Source organism: Bacillus sp. OV166 (assembly GCF_900177675.1).
In the GTDB taxonomy this organism is placed as follows: domain Bacteria; phylum Bacillota; class Bacilli; order Bacillales; family Cytobacillaceae; genus Neobacillus.
Genome location: NZ_FXWM01000001.1, coordinates 3,197,850 through 3,220,034 on the forward strand (window position 1 = coordinate 3,197,850; position 22,185 = coordinate 3,220,034).

The 22,185-nt window shown below is 33.9% G+C and carries 20 protein-coding genes, 2 pseudogenes and 1 other annotated feature; of the genes and pseudogenes, 17 read left to right on the top strand and 5 right to left on the bottom strand.

Features of this window, described 5'->3' with window-relative positions; translation table 11 throughout:
* Positions 1-52: 52 nt before the first annotated feature.
* From CCK98_RS15575 to CCK98_RS15645, 12 genes and pseudogenes are all read left to right on the top strand, one after another.
* Positions 53-463 carry a hypothetical protein gene (locus CCK98_RS15575; protein WP_088087412.1) on the top strand — a complete coding sequence of 137 codons (411 nt, stop codon included), beginning with the start codon at positions 53-55 and terminating at the stop codon, positions 461-463.
* Between the two features lie 153 nt (positions 464-616).
* Entirely contained in the window at positions 617-787 is a 171-nt protein-coding gene (locus CCK98_RS36310) for a hypothetical protein (RefSeq protein ID WP_256942361.1), read from the top strand.
* A gap of 1,201 nt (positions 788-1,988) precedes the next feature.
* Complete coding sequence (locus tag CCK98_RS15595; RefSeq protein ID WP_088087415.1) at positions 1,989-2,537, top strand: DUF3916 domain-containing protein; 549 nt, start codon at positions 1,989-1,991, stop codon at positions 2,535-2,537.
* Positions 2,538-2,717: 180 nt separating this feature from the next.
* Positions 2,718-3,035: a hypothetical protein gene (locus CCK98_RS15600; RefSeq protein WP_088087416.1), complete on the top strand. Its 318-nt coding sequence runs from the start codon at positions 2,718-2,720 to the stop codon at positions 3,033-3,035.
* A gap of 627 nt (positions 3,036-3,662) precedes the next feature.
* Positions 3,663-3,842, top strand: a complete 180-nt coding sequence (locus tag CCK98_RS15610; protein WP_088087418.1) for a hypothetical protein — start codon at positions 3,663-3,665, stop codon at positions 3,840-3,842.
* 6 nt (positions 3,843-3,848) lie between these two features.
* Positions 3,849-4,367, top strand: coding sequence for a hypothetical protein (locus tag CCK98_RS15615; protein WP_088087419.1), 519 nt, complete (start codon positions 3,849-3,851; stop codon positions 4,365-4,367).
* A gap of 281 nt (positions 4,368-4,648) precedes the next feature.
* A complete protein-coding gene (locus CCK98_RS15620) occupies positions 4,649-5,590 on the top strand; it encodes a hypothetical protein (protein WP_088087420.1) in 942 nt (313 codons plus the stop codon).
* A 303-nt stretch (positions 5,591-5,893) separates the two neighbouring features.
* Positions 5,894-6,457, top strand: a complete 564-nt coding sequence (locus CCK98_RS15625; RefSeq protein ID WP_088087421.1) for a CBO0543 family protein — start codon at positions 5,894-5,896, stop codon at positions 6,455-6,457.
* 390 nt (positions 6,458-6,847) lie between these two features.
* Positions 6,848-7,414, top strand: a pseudogene (locus tag CCK98_RS15630) (cupin domain-containing protein); the annotation flags it as partial.
* 12 nt (positions 7,415-7,426) lie between these two features.
* Positions 7,427-7,795 carry a DUF5661 family protein gene (locus tag CCK98_RS36315; protein ID WP_256942557.1) on the top strand — a complete coding sequence of 123 codons (369 nt, stop codon included), beginning with the start codon at positions 7,427-7,429 and terminating at the stop codon, positions 7,793-7,795.
* Between the two features lie 1,094 nt (positions 7,796-8,889).
* Entirely contained in the window at positions 8,890-10,392 is a 1,503-nt protein-coding gene (locus tag CCK98_RS15640) for a phospholipase D-like domain-containing protein (protein ID WP_088087422.1), read from the top strand.
* A 628-nt stretch (positions 10,393-11,020) separates the two neighbouring features.
* Positions 11,021-11,233, top strand: a binding site (T-box leader).
* A gap of 40 nt (positions 11,234-11,273) precedes the next feature.
* Complete coding sequence (locus tag CCK98_RS15645; RefSeq protein ID WP_088087423.1) at positions 11,274-11,825, top strand: pyridoxamine 5'-phosphate oxidase family protein; 552 nt, start codon at positions 11,274-11,276, stop codon at positions 11,823-11,825.
* Between the two features lie 165 nt (positions 11,826-11,990).
* On the opposite strand, the gene CCK98_RS15650 is transcribed toward CCK98_RS15645, so the two are convergent.
* Positions 11,991-12,980 carry a DUF3231 family protein gene (locus CCK98_RS15650; RefSeq protein ID WP_088087424.1) on the bottom strand — a complete coding sequence of 330 codons (990 nt, stop codon included), beginning with the start codon at positions 12,978-12,980 and terminating at the stop codon, positions 11,991-11,993.
* A 461-nt stretch (positions 12,981-13,441) separates the two neighbouring features.
* The gene (locus tag CCK98_RS15655; protein ID WP_088087425.1) at positions 13,442-13,927 is read right to left on the bottom strand and encodes a YhcN/YlaJ family sporulation lipoprotein; all 486 of its coding nucleotides are present in this window, start codon (positions 13,925-13,927) and stop codon (positions 13,442-13,444) included.
* Between the two features lie 358 nt (positions 13,928-14,285).
* Here CCK98_RS15655 and CCK98_RS15660 point away from each other — a divergent pair, with 358 nt between their 5' ends.
* Positions 14,286-14,756: a hypothetical protein gene (locus CCK98_RS15660; protein WP_088087426.1), complete on the top strand. Its 471-nt coding sequence runs from the start codon at positions 14,286-14,288 to the stop codon at positions 14,754-14,756.
* A 304-nt stretch (positions 14,757-15,060) separates the two neighbouring features.
* On the opposite strand, the gene CCK98_RS15665 is transcribed toward CCK98_RS15660, so the two are convergent.
* Complete coding sequence (locus tag CCK98_RS15665) at positions 15,061-15,663, bottom strand: TetR/AcrR family transcriptional regulator (protein WP_088087427.1); 603 nt, start codon at positions 15,661-15,663, stop codon at positions 15,061-15,063.
* A 200-nt stretch (positions 15,664-15,863) separates the two neighbouring features.
* On the opposite strand from CCK98_RS15665, the gene CCK98_RS15670 reads away from it, so the two are divergent.
* The 4 genes from CCK98_RS15670 to CCK98_RS15685 all read left to right on the top strand — a co-directional run bounded on the left by CCK98_RS15670 (position 15,864) and on the right by CCK98_RS15685 (position 19,783).
* Positions 15,864-16,601, top strand: coding sequence for an SDR family NAD(P)-dependent oxidoreductase (locus tag CCK98_RS15670; protein ID WP_088087428.1), 738 nt, complete (start codon positions 15,864-15,866; stop codon positions 16,599-16,601).
* Between the two features lie 691 nt (positions 16,602-17,292).
* A complete protein-coding gene (locus tag CCK98_RS15675; RefSeq protein WP_088087429.1) occupies positions 17,293-17,547 on the top strand; it encodes a hypothetical protein in 255 nt (84 codons plus the stop codon).
* Between the two features lie 256 nt (positions 17,548-17,803).
* Positions 17,804-19,051, top strand: a complete 1,248-nt coding sequence (locus CCK98_RS15680) for a glycosyltransferase family 2 protein (protein WP_088087430.1) — start codon at positions 17,804-17,806, stop codon at positions 19,049-19,051.
* A gap of 54 nt (positions 19,052-19,105) precedes the next feature.
* Positions 19,106-19,783 (top strand): glycosyltransferase, encoded by a 678-nt coding sequence (locus tag CCK98_RS15685; RefSeq protein ID WP_179195818.1) that lies wholly within the window; start codon positions 19,106-19,108, stop codon positions 19,781-19,783.
* Here the strand turns inward: CCK98_RS15685 and CCK98_RS35435 are convergent.
* Positions 19,713-19,885 (bottom strand): annotated as a pseudogene (locus CCK98_RS35435) (transposase); the annotation flags it as partial. The gene CCK98_RS15685 and the pseudogene CCK98_RS35435 sit on opposite strands and share 71 nt — an antisense overlap.
* Before the next feature lie 757 nt (positions 19,886-20,642).
* On the bottom strand, positions 20,643-22,118 hold the full coding sequence (locus tag CCK98_RS15700; protein ID WP_218780162.1) for an IS1182 family transposase: 1,476 nt from the start codon (positions 22,116-22,118) through the stop codon (positions 20,643-20,645).
* Positions 22,119-22,185 lie beyond the last annotated feature (67 nt).

The following is a 22,185-nucleotide window of genomic DNA, read 5'->3' on the forward strand; positions in this document are numbered from 1 at the left end:
TGGAAGAAGAGGTAATATTATATTCCATATAATTGTTATAGGAAGTGAAAAAATGTCTTTTTTTTATATAATGTTCATACTTGGAACCTTGTTTGTAATAGCCGCAGTATTTGGCTTTATTAATAATATTGGTATAGTTAAATGCCTTGGATACTTATTTATTGGTGTTTTACTTTTAGCGGTTACTCTTCCAAGCCTAAAATATGTTGTGCTGAAGGAATATGATGTCGTTAGTGGGAAGTGTGTTATCGAGATAGATTCATCAGGTCGTTCTTCTGAAGCGGACTTTAATATGCTTAATACTGGTGAGGTGTTTACTTTCAAAGATATTCCTGACCTTGATGCTTACGGAAAGTCAATCCCTTATTATTGTAGAGTGACAGTAACAAAAGACCATAATTTTGAAATTGGTTATAAAATATATGATGGCAAAACACGAAAGTTAATATTAACAAGTAAATAGTTTATGTCAGTTATAAATGATAAAAAATGTTCTTACCTCTTTTTATTCTTAATAGATACTTCAGTTTGTAAATAAATGATATTATAGCTGAAGAAGGAATTTGAATTTTCTTCCAGTATATAATTACTCAATAATATTAAGGGGGAAAAATAATTGACGGCAATTATGGTAGCATTAGCGATGGTAATACTGGGTTCAGTAGTTGCTTGGCAATTTAGCAAAGGAAAGTCGACAAAAAGAAAGTATATCATTTGGGGTATTACCATTATGGTAGCAATCGCACCTTTCCTTTCATTTTCAATCGGCTTAACATATGCATTTTAGAAATGGTTGGGCTGGATTAATTATGTGGGTCTTGTTTCCAATTATTTTCATCTTAGGGCTTATTGTATTATTGGTTGGTGTCTTTAAAGAAAAAGGAACAGAAGCAATGTAGAATTATTTGCTTAGGGTGAGTATCTAGTTTGTGAAGAATTATACTTATACTAACGGGTGCAAGAGTTAAAGATTGGGATGGCTACGGCGATCCCTATTTTTATTGCACTAACGTGGAAGGATAGTTCAATAAGAACTACTCTATAAATGATAAATGCGACAAAAAAGGATACTGTAATAACAGTACCCTTATAGATTAAAATAATCTAAAATGAAAATTAAAGCGAACATAAAAAAGGCTATAAAATTTAAAATAAAAATGACTTTTTTTTCCTTTAATAAATAACTCTCAATTCCAATTAGCAAAAAGCTTAACGAAAGAAATATATAACCAAATGAATGATTGATGTCTAAGAAAAACAGTGAAAAATATCCAATAATTAAAACAAGCTGTAAATAAAAAATGGGTTTTATCCTTTTCTGCTTTTTTTCGAAGAATTTATCTAAAAGTCCCAATTTCAAATCAATCCTACCCTTAAGTGTTATTGTAATTATACTACAAGTTAGGGCACTTTAGGACAGCACTAAATTATTAAATATATACAAAGTCCCCTTTTTTCTTGTTCCAAAAACAGATTGTGAAGGATTGTACTTACACTAACGGATGCGATACTTCAACAAGGGTATCGCTTTTTCCTTATGTAACTAACTGGGCAGTTTAGTTGAATAAGAAATGATTAAATTATGCTATTATTAGATATAAATTAGGGGGAACATATGTGACTGACAAATTTATGGAATTGAGCATACCAGTACTATCATCAAAATTAGTAGTAGCCCCTTTGTATATTATTAATCTAATAATGTGTATTGGCTACTTAATTGTCCTGCGAAAAGAAAAAGGGTGTTTTGTATTTATTGGAAAAATCTATTCCTTTATTATTATAGTTAATTATATTGTTGCCCTTTATTTTCGTTTTTTCTACTCATGAAATTCAACTACGGGTGCTTATGTTGATGAATAGGGGTTTTTGTTGCTACTTTTTTGTTGTCTACTTTTATTGAGCAGAAATGTCTAATAATACCTACACAAAATTCGATATAAATGTGTTATACATAAAGAAATGAATTATGTGGAGGATTTTGCATTATGAAACAATGGGTTACTCATAGCAACTCAAAAAAGAAAGTACGGGGATTAAAAAGAAAATGTCGTATTTTTTTCAACTATATAACTGAAAAAGCTGATTCTTTACCAATACCAAAGAATAATGACCCATCTTATCCAGGTTACTCTTCCCTTCAAATTTGCTTCGATGACTTCTTTCCTGATTCTAAGAAGACACCGAATTCTGTTAGGAAATTTTTTGTGCAAACAATTATTAATGGAATTAAACATTTGATTGATACGAAAACAGAATCCCAGAGGGAATATCGTGTCTTTTGTACTTTCCCTCTGCCACATTTAGTTGGTGCTCAAATTACGATTCTTTTTACAAAAAAAGGTTTAGATAGTTTTTATGAGGGCTTGTTTAGTCAAGAGGTAGAAGGTCATCGACTGATTTCTTTAAATCCAGACCTTGAAATAGAGTGGGGATTACACCTGCCAAATGGGTTAGATGTTAAAGGATTTAAAGCAGACGATGAAGATAAAGATTATTCATCAGATGAAATATGGTTAATCGGGGTATTGAGTTAAATACCTTTTGACAACACCGTTTTATTACAACCTTTCGTTTTTAGGGAGGTTGTTTTACGTTTGTAGTTCTTGAACTAACGTGGAAGGTTAGTTGAAGAAAGAAAAAGGAAAATAGGACTCAAACAGATGGTATTAAATGGTAAAATATAGAGACTAGACAAATAAGGGAGGGGAAGAAAATTGTCCATATGGAAAGCGTACGCTATTACAATTCTCGAAATATTAGTTTTTTTAGTTATTGGTTTTATTCTAACTGAAAATGTATTAAGAACGATTTATGGGAATTTCGGTATTAGTTTTATGGGGAACGTATGGGTTAATTGGTTCGGAGTCTCATATCTTCTGTTTTTTCTTTATACAATTATCCGTTGGCTATTTATTAATAAAAATAACAACTTGTTAAGGGAACGTATAACATCTATTGTCTTTTGGGTGCTTTTTATTGGCTCTGTTTATGCTATTTTTATTCCTTTTGTTAAAGGAGAAAATCCATTCTAATTCAACTAACGGGTGCTTGAGTTCAACAATATTTGGCTGCTAAGATATCCTTTTTTTGTTGTTCCACTAGAGGTGCAGGTTAATTGAATAAGGCTTCGATTTTAAGAATGAAGAATTACAAGTAAGAATTTGAAGAAATTAAAAGAAAGAAATCTTATAATTCAATTTCTATGGAAGGACCTGATATTATTTTTCATATCATTTTTGTAGTTGTTTATATTATTTTGTGTTTTGCTTTGTTTGGAATATTGGATAGAGTTAAGGTAAATAAATTAAAGGCATTGAAATCTGAATTGGAACGGAATATAGATGAAGATGAACAACTTTCAAATAAAGAAAAAGTCTTGTTAAATAAAACAGTTTTCTGGTCACGAATTAGAGTAGGGGTAGGAATTATTATGTTTATAGGGCTGTTACTCATTATTTTGTATAAATAAATTAAATAACACTTCTTCAACTAAGGGGTGCTTTACTTCAATAAGGAGTAAAGCTTTTTTCTTATTCAAGTAACGGTCAGTTTAATTGAATAAATGATATACTTCAATGGTAATTCTTGCGGAGATACCACTGCTAACCGTTTCTTAAACTGGATCACCCTTTCCAAAAGAGTCCATAAGGAGATTGTTTATGCCGATCATAAGAGATATTCAGCTTTACGTTCCGAAAAACAAAGAACAGAACTGGACATTCTTTCACGAAACAAGATGTATTACATTTTTATATAGCCGTCTTCTGCCAAAGCTACAGACAAAGGATGATAAGGGGATACAAATCTATTGTGTAGACAATTTAGAACAAAAAGAGTAAATCGATATGTTTACTCACATTATCTTTGATTATTTTCCTGTATTTGTAGAGGTGGATGTTGAAAATATACTGGCATTGACATCCGACAGAGAAAAGAAAGAACGAGTTCTAGAAATCGTGCACGGGGGAATGAAACTCGCTGCTGAGGAGTTTAATTGGGACATTTCTTCTCTGGACTTGGTCTATGAGAACATAAAACAGCTAGATTATGAGAATGTATATCCTCTATTAAAGAAAAGCAGCCCGAACAGGAAGTTCATCTGCAGCGTCTTGTGTCATCATGAAGTAGCAAGTATCGATGTTTACATGGAGATCAAGAAAAGAAATGGTGAAGTCATCAATAAAGAGAAACTATTCTCTGTCGAAAAAACAGATGAACAGGATTTATTCTGCCATTTTGGAAATCTCGAATGGAAGCTGAATCATAAAGTGGAGTTTGCGGATAAAGATTATAATCATGTCTATCGTTTAACATTTCTTGAAAAGGACAAACCTAAAAATCTAGTATGGAAAATTGAAAAGTAGATGAGAAGGATCTTGTTGAACCAACGGGTGCGTTCGTTCAACAAGCTAAAGTAGCAATACTAGTAATTATCTTGATCTTTCGCAATTGGGCGCGGTCCTGGAATAAGGATAAAGCGCTCATTTTTCATTTTAGGGAAAGATTGTTGAAGATTAAGGGTAAGACTTATTGAATATTAGCACTACATAGTTCCCTAATAGTGAAAATTAATAACAAACACTAAGAAATATGTTATATTTAGCAATATTATGTAAAAATGTAAATTGTTCGAGGAGTTGATTTTTTGAAAAGAATATCAATGTTATTCGTTTTATTCAGTATGTTATTTTTTGTAGTAGCATGCACTTCAAATAAAACTAATAAAGAAATGGAAATCTCTGATAATGATGCCACAACTAAAGGGAGTACAAATAATTTAATTTCCTATTATGAAACGATCAAATTAGAAAATTCCATTGAATCTTCTTTCACCAAAAAGGTGTTAAAGAAAAAAGGCCATCCAGATGGTTATGATCTAACCCTTTCTCGGGCAAAGAAAGAAGTCATTCTTGTGATTAGACCTTATTCTAAGAAAAATTTTAATTATTTAAAGGACGACCTTCAAAGTAATATTGAAGAAGTTTTGCAATCAAAAAAATATACGGATTATAAAGTGAAAGTTGTTGCTGATTGGTCTAAAACGAATCAGACAGAACAACAAGAAAATGAACAAAAGATTATAAATGAAATAGTAAATAAAATGAAAAAGACTCATAAAATTAATGTTTCGATGGGAACCCAATATTCAGCTACTGACGGACGCATTGTACAATTGGACTTAATGTTTTATAGAAACAACAAAGAAATTATTGATCCAAATGAAGTAAACAATTTTCATAAAGAATTTTTAAAATTAGCTAAAGAAAAAGGATTCAATGTTACGGATATTCATATTCGTTTTAAATCAAATTTAAAACGAGATTGGGAAATGAAAGTGATGCCGTCAATAAATCAAGGATTAAAAGAAATAAAAGATCTTAAAGTTACATCTACAACTATAATAGACGATAAGAATCCAATTATTATTAATACCGCAATAAACAGCACAGATAAAAATGCTAAAGAAATTGGAAAACGTATTAAAGAACTCTTAAATGAATTTTTCCAATATAAACAAATTAACAAATCATTTTCTGGTCCTTATGAATTTCAGGTTCTAAGTAAAGATAATAAGAAAATAAATTAAACAATGGCTAATGGGAGCACCCCCCCCACTGGGTTAAGGATTTGCAAGCAATCCTATTAAAAAATATTATATACAACTTCTTCAACAATCGCGCACAATTCTGCAACAAGAATTGTGCCCTTTCTTTTTGTTAAGGGTCCTTTTGTTGAATAACACTCAATGAGAAATTAGGGAAATTTTGTTAAAGTAAATAGAGAAGATTGTGAATAAATGTACTTAAGCTAACGTGGCAGGTTAGTTTAAGAGGGAATATCTTTCCTATTTTCTTCGAATACTAAAAAAAACGTACAAGGAAAGATTAAAATGAAAACATTGCAATCAAAAGAGAAAATAAAAAAAGTCGGTGAATTTTATAATGAAGTCTCGAAAGCAAATGAGGACTACTTAAAATATTGGCTTGATAATACGTTGTTTCATTGGGATTTTTGGTTATCTATAGTTTTTACTATTGTACCAATAATTTTTTGGATTAAAATTCGCAAAAAAGAAAGCTCAAGCCGTCTTTTATTTACAGGAATGTTTGTTTTTATTATTTCTTCTTGGTTAGATTTCTTAGGAGTGCAATGCGGAAAGTGGTACTATACAGGAAAAGTAATTCCTTCTATCCCTTCGTATGTACCTTGGGATTGGATTATACTTCCTGTTTTTGTTATGACCTTGATTCTATTTAAACCTAAAAGTTCTCCTATCCTAAAAGGATTGATTTTTGCAAGTGTAAGTACACTCATAGGCGAACCACTTTTTTTATGGTTAGGTTTTTACGTTATAAAGGATTGGAATATGCTTTATTCCTTCCCTATATATTTCATCATTTACTTATTAGCTAATAGAATGAGTAAAGTTAAAAATTTTGAACCGATTTCCTAATTAATCTTCTTCAACTACCATGAAAATAACTTGCTTCATGATTAGAAAAATGACAATGCTTAAGAAGACCCTGCTCAATCCTAAAAAAAAAGAGGAGAGCGATAATTAATAAGTCTATGGATTAGGGTTGACTGGATAAAGGTCAGTAATAGTATTGACACTTCCTAACCATTTTCATTCTCTGTGGTGCAGCACTGATTTTGTGCTGCATGGATGGCTAACGGGTGCTTGACTTCAATAAGAGGTAAGGCTTTTCTTGTTCCACTAACGGAATGCAGCAAATGTTTAGGGCTAAGCTCAATTCCTTTAATGGGGTCACCATGAATATAAGTACATTCCCTTAAATAGTGCATAGAATAATTTAATAAATCTATGAAGGGGTTTAGAAAAATGTACTATGCACCTTGTTTATATTCAAACCAATGTCAATATAAAAGTCCTTATTATGTTAATGTACCAATGTATAACAATTTAAGACAGCCCAATTACTGGACTATTGATGCTAATGGAGTGGGTTTTTTACAATCATCAAAGGGAAGAAATAAAATTCAGTTAAAAGATTATGGACCATCACCATTTGTAGTTAATATCAATGAGGCAACAAAGCAAAACAAAACCTTTCGGACTGCTTTATGGACAGGGAAGCATTTGCAAGTCACATTAATGAGTCTTAATGTTGGTGAAGATATTGGTTTAGAAATTCACCCTGAACTTGACCAATTCTTACGTATTGAACAAGGGCAAGGGCTTGTTCAAATGGGCAAAAGAAAAGACAGTTTAAACTTTGTAAGACAGCTGTTTGATGATTCTGCCATTATGATACCGGCTGGAACATGGCACAATGTAACCAATACAGGTAATATTCCGTTAAAACTATACTCAATATATGCTCCACCACAACATCCATTGGGTTCGGTTCATGTAACTAAAGCAGATGCATTGGCTGAGGAACGTGGTTCTGACTATTGTATGCACTATACTCATCCAACAAAAAAAAATATAATTAACAAATATCCAAATAGGATTCAAACAAATAATTTAAACAACGTTAAAACAAGCTTTTCTAAAGAGGAAGCAGCAGCAATAGCTTTACTTTTAGGCATTGACTTTAATAAAAGCAAGTTTGATTTAGATGAGTTTTGGATGGGAGTAAATACTGAGCTTGAACATGGAAAACAATCCAGCCAAACAAATGTTACTGGGGATGATCCTATTATTACTGGAAAAATTGCACTGGCTCATCTTAACGAGTTTCCTGATTACTACAAAAGATTAAAGGTACTTGAGGAAGAAGCAAAAGCATTTGGAACAAATGATTTAATTGAATACCTAAAATGATAAAAATGGGTGTTTCTAATCCAAGTGTGTTTAAGCGAGTTTGTGAAAAATTGTACTTAAGCTAACGGGTGCTATGTTAAAGACGGGACGGCTGCGGAGATCCCCTTTCTTCTTGTGCTAACGGGGCAGGATAGTTGAACAAGGAATTAACCAAAATAGGTGGAATTGCGGGAAATTGATAGTAATACAGTCTCAATCTCTCCTTGAAATGGTTAAATAGATTCCTTTAAAAGAAAATTTTACTCAACAAGTATGTTTGATTAATGACAGTCATTTAATATCCCTCTTTTAGGTGAATTTGAATTAATAAAATAGTATTTGGAAATTTTTATTTGCTATGTATTGGGTGATTTACCAATTTTAACAAAATGCAAAACCATCCTAAAAAAGGATGGTTAAAGAAAATGGGCAAATTTTATTTTATATCTTAATAAAATTGTACGCTAAATATTACTAGGAAATTAATACAATATTGATTAGCACCAAAAAGCACCCAAAGGATGACTTATAAGAAATTAATAAATAAGGTATGGCGGATAATATGGATATGGCGGATATGGATACCAGTAAACATATCTATAAGGACCATATAATGTACTAACCAATAGACCGCCCAATACTCCACCCAGTAATCCTGCTAGAAAGGGGTTTCCAAGATAGGGTCTCCAAAAAAATGGAGGTCTCCAGAAAATAGGAGGTCTCCAAAAAAAAGGTCTTAGAAAAGGCGGTCTAATGAAAATTGGTCTCCTTATAATTCGTTCATCTGTATTTGTTATATCTATTTGTTGTGGCATAACCTGTACTTCTGAATTCATAAAAACAGTCCTCATTTCTTTTTGCTATTAAGAATATGCGTTTACCTATCCCGTTTCTTGTGCTTATATCATTGTTTTTAATAATTCCAACCATTAATGTCAAGCCAAGTTTTCAATAAAACAAAGGACCACGCGTTACTTTTATTGAGGTATTTGGAAACCCTTCAATATCAAAAAAGAGAAAAACATGGGTACCAATTGTTTTCGTTAATCCCAGGGTTATATGTTATAAACTTGTTACTATTTGCACATTTTAAAAGGTAAAAGAGGGTGCTTATTTTGGGATGGATTTTTGGACTTTATTTATTAAATACTGTTTTTATGATAATTATGGCGATTCGAGAGGTACGGCGACCAGCAGTGGCTTTAAATTGGATAACCATTAGTTTTATATTCCCTGTAATTGGATTTGGGCTTTATTTAATTACATCAAATCCCATACGTATGAAGCGCCGTAAAAAGCCGACTTCTACTTCTAACGAATCAGACACGCTTCCTGATTCCCTTGGCGGTTCAGCTCAGGTGATCGCACAAGCATTGAAACATTTGACCGTGGATGGATTGAGGACTGGTCATGTACAGGTGCTCATAAATGGGATTAAAACCTATGATATACTAATGGAATCTATACAGAACGCAAAAAAAACGATTGACCTGGAATATTACATATATAAAGATGACCAAATTGGAAGGCGTATTACGGACTTACTGATTGAACGGTCATTGGACGGTGTGAATATCCGTTTTATAAGAGACGGTTGGGGGAGCAGAAAATTATCTAAAACTCAGATTTTTCGGATGATGGATGCAGGAATAGAATGTCGGACTATTTTTCCTTTACGTCCCCTTTGGATTTTTTCAACTTTGAATAACCGGGATCATTGTAAGATTGTTCTAATCGACGGTAGGGAAGCTTTTACCGGTGGGATTAATATTGGGGATGAATATACCGGATTAAAGCCAAATGTAGGACACTGGCGTGACACTCATGTAAGAGTAGTGGGTGAAGCTTCATCTGATTTGAAAATGATCTTCGAAGACCATTGGAATATTGCTTCACCAGAACAAATAAATACAAAATCTAGAATGAAAACAAAAACTGGAAAAGATGGTTCCCCCATCACTCCTACAACCAGCTTATCAAACCCATTTACCATGTTGACAGAATGGAGCACCGAGTTGGGGACTATTGAAGAAACAAACGCGAATGAAGTTCCGACCAATGGGATGCACCAAGCCTATGTACAGACAGTGGAAGGCAATCCTGGTATTCCTACGCCAGTTATTAGGCAGGCTTACTTTATCGGGATAACACAAGCCACAAAGACCGTTGATATCACCACACCCTACTTTGTACCAGATCAAGATATTATTATGGGACTTAAGACAGCAGTTGAACGTGGAGTACGTGTAAGACTGATGGTTCCTCGTCAAGGGGATCAAAAAATCGTAGAACATGCAAGTTTTACTTATTACGGAGAGTTGTTGGAAGCAGGGGTTCATATCTACCTATATAACAAAGGCATGCTGCACGCGAAGTCGATGGTTATTGATGGGGAAGTAGCGGAAGTAGGAGCAGCAAACTATGATATGAGAAGTTTTCGCTTAAATTACGAAGTTTGTGTATTTTTTTACAGTAAAGACGTGGCAAAAGACCTTACAGAACAATTTGAGCGGGACCTACATGATTCTGTCTCTTTACAAATGGAGGATATATGTCAGCGCTCTCCTTTACAGAGGTTAATGCAGCAGGGTGCTCGTCTCCTTTTTCCGTTGTTGTAGCCATTAACATAGTATCAAATTTGGGAATACAGAATTGGAAGAGAGATTACTGGTTTATTTTTAAGTTGTTATATAATAATTGTGAAAGGTTTCACTTAAACTCCCATGAAAATAAAAAATGAAAAAAGGGCATGAAAAAATAGACCCAGAAAAACCAGTTTTTAAAAAAAGCTGAGCCACTTGAAGAAAGAGTATAAGGTTAGCTGGTAAAACGAAATAGTAAGACCTTTCTATTTAAAATAAAATCAGGAAAGCTGGCGCAACAACCAGAAAAAGGATTAATCTCCCATAAGTGCTACCCCTAAATGGGCGCGACAGTCGGTGGTACACCGTTGTCGTTGGAGTCAGACTAACGGATGGGCTCAAAGGCACCATAGTTCAAAGACCTTCTTCGCCAGCATTAAAACAGTATAGACTGCCTGATCCATTTTCATTCTCTGTTGTGAAGCGATGATTTTTGCGCTTCATGGATGGCTAACGGGTGCTATAGTTGAAGATCCAGCTGCCAAAAATTCTTGGTGGCTTATTCTTATTCAGCTAATAGGGCAGGTTAGTTGTAGAAGAAAATGGTAAAAAATAGGTTGTCTAATTTAATATCACAGTATAGAATTGAGAAAATTTAAAATGTTAAAACATAATGACTGGGAGTATTAAGGAATGTTTATTGAGTAGAGAACTGTCGGTTGGTGAAAGACAGTCGATAAATTCCCCAACTCGCCCACGAGTGGTAAGACTGATATGTAGGTCTTAACGGTTGACATCCGTAATCAGTTATAAAGTGGATTTGTATTAGCAAATCAACAAGAGTGGTACCACGAAGGTAAAGCCTATCGTCTCTTATGAGATGTAGGCTTTTTATTTTGAACAAGGAGGAATATTTTATGGGAACAGTTTATTCATCAATACTTCCAATTCACGAAGAATTTATTAGGAAGCAACGAATTTTTTTTGTTGGTTCAGCACCTCTATCAGCAGACGGTCATGTCAACATTTCCCCAAAAGGTCATGATGTACTGCGTATTTTTTCACCTACGGAGGTCGCTTATTTAGATTTAGCTGGTAGTGGAAATGAAACAAGTGCACATCTAAAAGAAAACGGTAGAATTACTTTTATGTTCTTAGCTTTTGAAGGTCCTCCTGAAATATTACGTCTTTATGGAAGTGGTAAAGTAGTATTACCAGGTACACCTGAATGGGATGACATGGCTAATCATTTTGAAATCCTACCTGGTGCAAGGCAAATTATTTATGCAAAGATCGAAACAGTAAAAACATCTTGTGGATTTAGTGTACCATTTTATTCATACATTGGAGAACGAGATACTCTTAAACAGTGGGCTACCAATAAAAGCGAAACAGAGTTAGAAGAATATCGTAAAAAGAAAAATTCTATAAGTATGGATGGGATAGTTACACCAATAGGAGAAAGTTAGCTACCTTTAATAAAGTGTAAATAGTTCTTATTGAACTAACGGGTGCGAAGTTGAAGAATGGGGTTGCTGCGGCGATCCTTTTTGTTATTGAGCTAACGAAGCGGGTTTGTTGAAAAACAATAATAAAAACCAACCCAATATAGGATGGTTTTCAGTGAAACTTTATCAATTAGATAATTCTCTACGATCAACCGAATGCGGTGGTTTCTCGAACCATTCATTAGCAATCATGATTTCCGCACAGTCTTCCGCGAGTTTGATATCATTTTTAATTGCAGAAGCATATCTGAGTCCTAGATCGCGCCGCATGGAACCGGACAAGGCAGTTCCATAATATGCCATGGCAGATTGAATAAGAAAGGCACAATGGAAAATCATTAATTTATCGGAAAAAGGTGCTGTCTCGGAATCGGTGATATGGGTATCCCAGGAAATCGACGAACTGATAAAGTCCTCATGCAGGATTGAACGAAAAATCGAAAGATGCTCTTCTGTCTGTTCCACCACCCGTTGGAAAAATGTCCGAATTTCTTTCGACTCAGCAGTTTGGCTAAAACCTAAGATTAAATCTTTTGCGAGTGTACTCTTCTGTAAATTAAAATAAAGACTGCTGATTTCAATAACGTTCAAGGGTCGATGGTCCCCTAACCAACCGGCAAGAAAACTTTGTTTTTTAGCAAATTCCGCTTCTTCTGGCAAGGAGATGGTAGGAACCCGATCCGATAGTCCCTTAGATTTTAACATGTCTAAGGTCGTATCATATATCTCAGAAGCGCCTTTGAATGCTTCTAAATAAAATCTTCGTACGTCCAGCCTGTGAGATATGGTCATTCCGAGTGAATAAGCGGTTAATCCATGGGTAGTCATTCCGTGAAGATAAAACAGCCAAAATTCATCAGAAAATAAGCGAGGAGCATCAAGATGGACATCTTTCTCCGTAAATCCATGCGGAATCGGAAACTGTTCTTTTTGAAAAATCTCAGTGATCATTTGAAGGAGATGATTGGACAGTTGTTGTGCTTTTTCAAAAATGGAATAGATGTCGGAATCCATAATGGTTTTTAAAGCATAGGAATTAACGCACCGTGCCATCGTGTTGGTGAGATAGGGGGTCCAAAGATTCGATACATCCAGTTCTACGATTTTTTTAATCATTGCTATGCCTCCAAAATAATTTTTTTAACCCTATCAAAGCCATGATAAAAACCAATTTATTTTGCACTTTTTTATTAGCTTTTATAGGTATTAATTTACGGCTACTTGCTTTATTGACAGGACATATTGTACACAATTATGTGAAGTAATATACTTAAACAAACGGGTGCTTTAGTTGATCAAGGGAGTTAAACCCCCATAAAGAAGAGAACTCGCCAATACTGTGGCGAGTTTTGCTTTTATGTACATCAATTGCTATGTCAAAATGAATGTCATTCCACTTATAGTTCCAAGAAAGTAACCTTAAAAAGAACTTAATAAAGTATAAATTAATAACTTTTTTCTCTAGCTATTTATGTCAAGACCTTATTCAACATCATAACAAATCTAATGGTGGATAATTAATCCTAAGAACATCATAAAAAAATGCTTAGCATATTACCAAGCATTTTTTATTCACCTTATTTGGCTTTAGGGAATACTCTACGAATTGTTTCAGTAAACTCATTAAAGAAACCTGAGATTGGTCTACCATTACGAATATCAGAGGCATATTTGTTCATGCGATCATAAAAGTCAGGGTTTTCCGATACATATACATTATCAATATCTCGATCAGTGGATTTCACTCTTTGTGAAATCTTATGTTCAATACTATTAGTATCCTCATTTTGGGATGTAGGTGAGAGCTTTACGGCTACGTATGCATTATTTTCTGTAACAATGACATTTGCCGTGTCCACTTCTTTCAGGTCGGTTACTTTTTTAGCAGCATCATCAGCAACTCTCATTCTGGAATCATTATTGTCCCTGACGTTGTCGATGTTGTTCCTTGTTACATTTTGATCACGATTTACAAGATCATTTTTATTTACGTTATATCTGGCACACCCTGTTAATTCAAGGCTAAATATAAGGATTGCAATTAAGATTAGGCTCTTTTTCATGGTGTATTCCCTCCGTGAATTTAATTAACAAGATTAAGTTCTCCATTTCCTTTAAAGATTAGTCATATGATGGTTTAGTTATTCAAATAATTTATTTACTTTGAATTGGTGGATAAGAACCCTTGTAGTGCTTTCCATTTTTTATACTTATTACTCGGTTAAGGTGAGTACATTATTTAAGAGAACTGAAGAGGTGAAGAAGGGATTGAAAAGAACGTATTTAAAGGATCGGGTGCAAGAGTTAAACAAAGGAGTTGTTGCGGCAGCTCCTTTTCTTATTAAGCTAACGTGGCAGGTTAGTTGAAGTAAAATATGCTAAAATTAAAACAAATTATTTAGTGAACGGTGGAGTAAAAAAATGCTGAACTTGTCGGGGAAGGTGGCTGTATATCAACTTGGATTGGGAATAGGGTATTTTAAACTTCCTAAAGTAGTTGAATGGGTTGATTTAATGATATTACAATTGGACTCTTCTGAAATTCCTAATCAATTGTACGAAGTTTCGTTATCGAGTAATAAAAAGATCGATGACGTTATCAGCCTTTTAAATGAAATAACAAGAGGAAATCACATAGAAACTGCATCAAAAGTTATATTAGGTCTTCTGTACAAATCATTTGAGAAAAAAGAAATCGAAATTCATCATGTGGTTACTTTGATGTATAGATTAGCTTGGGAACGAAATATTGAAGATGAAATATTTTCAAAAATAAATGGATTAGACGCAGACTATGAAATGGCTGTGGATGGATATGAAGATATGCAAAGTGTGAAAAAAGAAATACAGGAATTTTTAGGGACATATGAAATGTACGGTGAGTTAATATAGTGCTTGTTCAACTAACGGGTGCTTTACTTCAATAAAGAGTAAGGCTTTTTTCTTGTTCAACTAAAGGAGTAGTTTAGTGGAAGAGTCCTGTTTGATCTTTGATCAGCAATCGGGCCATATTGTTGAGGATTTAGTTTCGCATTAATAGTGGGCAACCGTATCATAAGTAAATGTGAGGTTTTTATATAAAAAAATATATATATCCAAGAAAAAAGCTCATTAGCCTAATCGGTAATGGGCTTTTTAGCTGGGAGGAAGCACTGAAGATTTTTTCTATGAATGAGTGATTGGTGCGATAGATATGTTATTCTCTAATATACTCAAAAGAGTAAATATGCGTTTTCGTTAGCTCAATCACTTCTTGGATAAATTCATCTTGGGTTTCTTTGAAATCATTTGTAATCCAATTCAGAAGCAGTCCGTAAAAGCCATAGGCTGTATAACGTTTAAAATAATCCATGTTGACTGGGATGTTGTTGATCGTTTCAAATATAAACTGTTCTTGATAAATTTTTAAGATGGTTTGAGGGAATCTAGTATGTAATTCTGGTAATGTGTCTTCGTATTTAATCAGCTCAAAAAAATTTCGGTGTCCATATATGTAGGAAATAATATTAAAGGAAGGTGCATTTAGCTTTGCTGAATATACTTTATGTCCAGGTACATAGGGTTTTCCTACTGAATCTTCTAACCCTTGAAGCATGGAGTCGAGTAAATCTTTAGCAAGTTCAATTTTATCTTGGTAATGAACATAAAAGGTACTACGATTATAAGCAGCATAGCTTACAATGTCTTTTATTGAAACAGAATGGTAACCTTTCTCCTTTATAAGTTCGATTAGTGCTAACTTTAAATGTTCTTTTGTACGATTTCTACGTTGCGATGTCATGCTTTGTTGATCATTCATCAAAAGAATCCTCCCGAAAATAGACAGTGTAGTTCTAAGTGTCTACTCATTAGACACTTAATGATATCTTAATGGTTGTTAAATATGAACAAAATAGTACAATTAAATTGTGAACAAAATAGCACAAAAGTTAGATTTATGTATCTTTTCTGGCTAAGGTGTGATATTAGCTTGAATTTATTATACGGGAGGAATCGATTATGGGAAAATTACAAGATAAAGTAGCCGTGATTACTGGTGGAGCATCCGGTATCGGTGCAGCAACAGCACGTTTATTCGTATCGGAAGGAGCCAAAGTGGTTCTTGTTGATTTAAATGAAGAAAAAGGGAAAGCATTTGAAGAAGAATTGAAATCTCTAAATGCCGAAGCTCTATTTGTAAAAGCAAATATTACTAGTGAAGAAGATGTAGCCGGTGTCTTTAAACAAGCAGTTGAAGCTTTTGGTAAAGTGGATGTTGTGTTCAACAATGCAGGTATCGGTCGTGTTCATTCTTCACATGATTTAGAGTACTCTGAGTGGCGGAACACCGTAAATGTTGATTTAGATGGTGTATTCTTAGTAGCACGGGAAGCAATCCGTGAAATGTTAAAAACGGGCGGCGGTACAATAGTGAATACAGCATCTATGTACGGCTGGGTTGGTTCACCTGGTTCAGCAGCCTATAACGCAGCAAAAGGCGGCGTGATTAACTTAACACGTTCACTTGCACTTGAATATGCAGAACAAAATATTCGTATTAATTCATTATGCCCTGGTTTCATTGATACCCCAATTATTCCAGAAGAAAGTAAACAAGCATTAGCTGCGATGACTCCGATGAAGCGTCTTGGCCAAGCAGAAGAAATGGCAAAAGCTGTACTATTCATGGCAAGTGACGATTCCTCATTCATGACTGGGAATAGCTTAACTGTTGATGGTGGCTATACAGCTCAATAATTGTATATGTAAAAAAAGAATCTCGTTTCATCTTGCTCATCACCTTAATCGGTGGTGGGCTTTTCGTACAGGGTTCATAGTTAAGGTGAAAATCAAAGTGATAAGGAGGAGTAACACTGATATTGTAAAGAAGAACAAGAGCTAGTATTGATACGGAATTTGCATTCCCCGCAAACCGTGATGGAGTTCTACACCAGGAGCAAGAAAAAATAAAAAACTCATCTAAAGTCGATAGACACATGACTAACGCAAATGAAGACATTTTTTGAAGGTGGAAGATAAAAAGTAAAACTTTTTCATATCACTACAAAAGAGATTTGGGATTTAATATAAAAAGACGGGCGGATTCTTAGAAAATATTCCTCAATCGGGTGCTTATCTTGAAAAAGGTTTAAGCAATAATCTTCAACAATCGGGCGCTATTCTTTAATATGAAGGCGTCTTTTTGTAATGAGTTAGATTCTAGAACAATACATTTAAGGGATTGGATTATGTTAAAATGTATAAGAGATTGTGAAGGTTTCTACTTAAACTATAGGGTAGCGATTGTTCAATAAGGGCAGTCGCTTTCCTTGTTCCACTAACGAGGCAGTTTAGTTGAAAAAAGGTGAAATTCTCCAAGTTACAAAAAACATTATGTTAGGTATAATTAAGCTATTAAATAAGGTATCGCTATTAATAGGGTGAGACCATGGATATATTGGGTGCAATGTCTGTTTTGATTGGTTTTGTAGCGTTATATGGTGGATTCGCCTATAATAAAAAAAGACACGAAAACGATGGTATAGATAGTTCTGGAGCTGATTCAATCATCGGTGCCATCATCGCTTTATTCGTTGTCATCTTTTTGAGACTGTTGCCATATCAGGTTACCAAAACATTGTTATTTATATTTGCCTTTATTTGTTTTTGTTTTAGTGTTTATGCATTTACTCACTTACACTAATGGGTGCTTGGGTTTAACAAAGAGTCGTATCTGCGGCTCTTTTTTCTTGTTAAACTAAAGTGGCAGGTTAGTTTACCTTTATTAGACATCTATAAAAGAGCTTTCGGGCTCTTTTTTCTTGTAATATTTGAATTCACCAATTAACTAAAAAAGTGCATTTAATCTTTTAAAATAGGTAGTAGTTTAGTCAGTTATAAATGTCACTCATATTCTATAAAGACCAAATGGACAGGTTTATTGTAAAGGGAGTGAAAACATGCGTTATGTAAAACATCAATCTACTGCGAATAAAAAGATCTCCAATAATGAAACGAACGATGATATTGAAGTAAGTATTATAATACCTTCCCGAAATAAGTATCCGTTAAATTTATTTACCCTTTATTCACTTGAAAATCAATCCTTTAACGTTAAGAAGATGGAAGTAATTTTTATTAATGATGCATCTACTGATGAAACAGAAGAAAAATTAAAAAACTATCATCCTCCCTATATTTTTAAATATATTCACAGCACACAAAAACTCGGAAGAGCCATGGTTAGAAATTTAGGTATCGAATCAGCAAGCGGCAGGATTCTTATTTTCCTTGATGCTGAAATGATTACTGAACCTGAGTTTGTACAAAATCACTATAACTATCACCATATAACCGATAATCTGATTGTGACAGGCACGATGCATTCAAAAGCTCTATATTCTTGTATTTTCCCCGAATTTTCCGACCAATTCACGAATAAAATCGAAAAGTTAACAAAAGAGAATCAACAAATATATAAGAGATTCAAAAATTCTAAACATCCTATCGAAACCCCATATCCACTGATTAATAAAGACGATATAGTACAGGGGCACTTCAAAGATATATCGTATAGTGCGTACCCATGGTTCGAAGAAATAATTAGTAATTACAATGTAAAGTTAGAAGGGTTCATGTTTCCATGGATGGCATTTCTAACAGGGAATATCTCTATCAAAAAGGAGCTTATCACCCAGGCAGGATTGTTTGATGAAGAATTTTTTAATTACGGTTATGAAGATTGGGAATTAGGATACAGGTTATATAAAATGGGCGTCAAATACGTAGTGAGTAATAAAATGCCCACATACCACCAAGAACATCCTGTCGAGGAAAGAAAGTGGAAAGAGGCGGTTGGAAACTTCGGCTTATTCACAATAAAACATCATGATGTCGATGTGTTAATTTTGGCATTAGAACTCGCTAGGATGACAGATTTGAACACGATGAATAACATCTTAAAGGAGTATAAATCGCTTCTAAAATCTAATCCAGAGCAATTTCAAGTTTTCTCGGAAAAATTTATCTATATCCTAGAAACGATTATTCTGATGCTAGAAGTCGATATACGACATTTTAATATAATAGGTGCGGCAGGATTCAGTTCAGAAGCAAAAAAAGAGTTGCAAAGAGATATGCAACAAATACAAAAACTTGAAAGGTTTCCGAACCTAACAAAATTTTTAGCTACTGTTATCAATTCATAAGAGAGGGGTGAAAAAATGGTCTCTATTATTACTTGCACCATAAGAGATGAATGTATGGATAATGTTTTTAAGAATTATCAACAGCAAACATGGAGGGAAAAAGAATTATTTATTATATTGAATAAAGATTCCATGGACATTGATAAATGGATTAAGAAGGCAAAGAAATATCCGAATGTTCGGGTTTATCAACTTCATGAAAAGGCTGCTTTAGGTGATTGTTTAAATTTTGGGGTCTTGAACTCAAATTATGATATTATAGCCAAATTTGACGATGATGATTATTACGGACCTGATTATATTGCAAATGCAATGTCCGTCTTTGAGGATCCCAATATCTCCATTGTTGGAAAAAGCTCTATTTATATATACTTCAAAAATAAAAATGCTTTAATTCATGTTCCAGGAATCGAAAATTCAATGTCCGATACAGTAGCTGGTGCAACTTTGATGTTTAGAAAAAATGTGTTTTATTATGTCCGTTTTGAAAAAGTAAATCGTGCGGAGGATTACTTTTTTATCGATCAATGCAAAAAAGAAGGCTTTAGCATCTATTCAACAGATCGATATGATTTTGCTGCTATTCGACAAGACTCAGCAAACCATACTTGGAAGATTTCAGACGAGGATTTGATGGGGTGGGGAGACTTGGTTGAATATACTAAGGATTTTCAATCATTGGTTCAAAAAGGAAAACTACTTTACACATTAAATTCATGGCAGCAAAAGTAAGCATCGCTTGCATGGAAAATTTTTTTTTAGGTCTCTAAAGGGTGTCCAACGCATACCATGCTTTTCTTTTGCATCCGCAAAGACACGTTCAAGAGTTTCTTTTGAAATAATCTACTTAAACTAAAGGGTGCTTGAGTTCAACAATATTTGGCTGCTAAGATAGCCTTTTTTTGTTATTCCACTAGAGGGGCAGGTGTGCGGCCGAGCCTAGGTCGTATCATATAGCGGGTGGGATTCCCGTCGAGTAAGAACTAGCCATTCGCTCGTAGCGAGTCTTGGAGGGCTAAAGGTAACTTTAGTCTTTAAGCGTAGACAGTTAGGTGGCGGGCCGAAAGCCAATTGGTTGAAGGGATTGAGCTCCATAATGTTAGTAAAACGAGAGGGCTGATGCTTTACCTGCAGCAGAAAGCTACATTTTATCCTTCGTTTAAGGCAAGATGGATATTACCTCTCTGGAGTCAGAGACCTTGGCACGTTACACATTGATATGATACGGCAACTCGGGAGACCCTACCGGTCTTTTCTTGATAGAAGAGTATGGTGTACAAGCGATAAAAAGTAAGGAAACCAAATGCCGGTGTAGGGAGTCGGATAGCAGCGTAGTACCAATGAAGTTGGGTAATGCCGATGGAGGAAAGGCTAGCTACCAGTTATCACCCTTGCTAGGGACCCATTTACTACACACAGAGGTAGGAATAATAAATGGAGACAAAACTAGTAAGGATAGCAGAATTAGCAAAATCTGATCCTAAGAGATTAGAAAGGTTTTGTGAATGGTAACTAGGAGGAGCCGTGTGCGTTAATAGCGCAAGCGAGTCTGTCTAACAATTGTTTCTGTTTTGATAAAGTTTGAATAAATTCAAGAATATTTTTGACAAAAATAAATAAAATCACAAAAATCATATAAAAAGGGGGCAAAGCCCCCTCTGATTTTTCTTATTAATTCCTTTACTCCGAAAATATTTATCAGTCTTTTAAAATTATAAGCAAGACAAATAAAGCTTACCTCAGTGTTTACTGATTCAAGCCCTCTTGTTAAAAAATATGTATAACCAAAATGTCGTTTAATGGTTCCAAATAGGTGCTCTATTATTGAACCCCTTTTCTTGTAGATATTATCCTTTTTAATTGTATTTTCAGTTACCTGGTTAATGATTTCTTCATCTTTAAATCTAACTACAGATCTCCCGCCTTTTGCTGAAGTACACAACTCCTTTTTCCCACATTCATTATAGTTTACACACGTATAACGTTTGAAATCTTTACCGTTTTGCTTCCCATTCCATTTAAAATTTAAACAGTAGCCCATCGGGCAAATAAAAACATCATTTATTTGATCATACTTGAAATTTGATTTATCAAACCCGTTTTCAACCTTTTGTTGTTTTCCTTTTTGGGGCTTAATTAGTATTTCGGTCTGTTCATCAACCACGTCTGTTATTTCAGACATATTAAAATAACCTGTATCTGCTAAAGCTGTAATATTTTGATCCTCAAATACTTCCTTTGCTTTTTTAATCATGTTTGATAATTGCCCTTGATCATTAACATCATTTACTACTTCGTAGTCTACAAATAATTTATTTTTATTGTCTACAATTGCTTGAACATTAAAGCAAACTTCAAATTTCCCGTTGTTCTTCATCGATTTTGCATCTGAATCAGTTAAACAAACTTGTTTCTTTCCTTGTTCTTTGAGCTCTTCTTTAATGGCATTCAGCTGCTGTATTCTTTCTTTATAGCACGATATTTTTTCAGTTATTTTTTGTTTCATACTTTCATTTTCAGTTGTTTCTAAAACGTTATTGATATATTCCTCAATTTTCGCTTCATAGTATTCTAATTTCTCTTTAATAATATTTTCATTATAATGTTTATTTTTTGCACTACTTGCTTTTATCTTTGTTCCATCAATAGCTACAAGGGTACCGTCAATAAGACCAAACCCTTTTAACATAAGTATAAATTCTTTAAACAACTGCTTAATGGCATTTTTGTTAATTTTCATAAATGAAGATAAGGTACCATGATCAGGTTTTATTTTCCCAATCAACCACATTAATTCAATGTTTCTAGTTGCCTCGGTCTCCATCATACGTGATGACCGGATTTTATTCATATAACAATATATATATAATTTAAGGAGATCTTGTCTCCTGTAAGGTTTTTGACCAGCACTGTTACCAGAATAAACAACAAATCCTAGGTCCTCTAAATTTAAACTATCTATATATGCATCAATTACTCTTACTGGATTATCTTCACTAACATAATCCTCTAAAGTATATGGTAATAAAGTGATTTGTTTTCTATCTTCACCAAGAATAAATGCCATATTAACATCCCCTTTCTTAAAGGTATTCGACATTAATATCAGATTTCTTCTTACACATAAAAATTAT

Coding starts and splice junctions, on each gene's coding strand:
- CCK98_RS15575 (WP_088087412.1), top strand. CDS start 53: ATGTCTTTTTTTTATATAATGTTCATACTTGGAACCTTGTTTGTAATA.
- CCK98_RS15595 (WP_088087415.1), top strand. CDS start 1,989: ATGAAACAATGGGTTACTCATAGCAACTCAAAAAAGAAAGTACGGGGA.
- CCK98_RS15610 (WP_088087418.1), top strand. CDS start 3,663: ATGCCGATCATAAGAGATATTCAGCTTTACGTTCCGAAAAACAAAGAA.
- CCK98_RS15615 (WP_088087419.1), top strand. CDS start 3,849: ATGTTTACTCACATTATCTTTGATTATTTTCCTGTATTTGTAGAGGTG.
- CCK98_RS15625 (WP_088087421.1), top strand. CDS start 5,894: ATGAAAACATTGCAATCAAAAGAGAAAATAAAAAAAGTCGGTGAATTT.
- CCK98_RS36315 (WP_256942557.1), top strand. CDS start 7,427: ATGCACTATACTCATCCAACAAAAAAAAATATAATTAACAAATATCCA.
- CCK98_RS15645 (WP_088087423.1), top strand. CDS start 11,274: ATGGGAACAGTTTATTCATCAATACTTCCAATTCACGAAGAATTTATT.
- CCK98_RS15650 (WP_088087424.1), bottom strand. CDS start 12,980: ATGATTAAAAAAATCGTAGAACTGGATGTATCGAATCTTTGGACCCCC.
- CCK98_RS15655 (WP_088087425.1), bottom strand. CDS start 13,927: ATGAAAAAGAGCCTAATCTTAATTGCAATCCTTATATTTAGCCTTGAA.
- CCK98_RS15660 (WP_088087426.1), top strand. CDS start 14,286: ATGCTGAACTTGTCGGGGAAGGTGGCTGTATATCAACTTGGATTGGGA.
- CCK98_RS15665 (WP_088087427.1), bottom strand. CDS start 15,663: ATGAATGATCAACAAAGCATGACATCGCAACGTAGAAATCGTACAAAA.
- CCK98_RS15670 (WP_088087428.1), top strand. CDS start 15,864: ATGGGAAAATTACAAGATAAAGTAGCCGTGATTACTGGTGGAGCATCC.
- CCK98_RS15675 (WP_088087429.1), top strand. CDS start 17,293: ATGGATATATTGGGTGCAATGTCTGTTTTGATTGGTTTTGTAGCGTTA.
- CCK98_RS15680 (WP_088087430.1), top strand. CDS start 17,804: ATGCGTTATGTAAAACATCAATCTACTGCGAATAAAAAGATCTCCAAT.
- CCK98_RS15685 (WP_179195818.1), top strand. CDS start 19,106: ATGGATAATGTTTTTAAGAATTATCAACAGCAAACATGGAGGGAAAAA.
- CCK98_RS15700 (WP_218780162.1), bottom strand. CDS start 22,118: ATGGCATTTATTCTTGGTGAAGATAGAAAACAAATCACTTTATTACCA.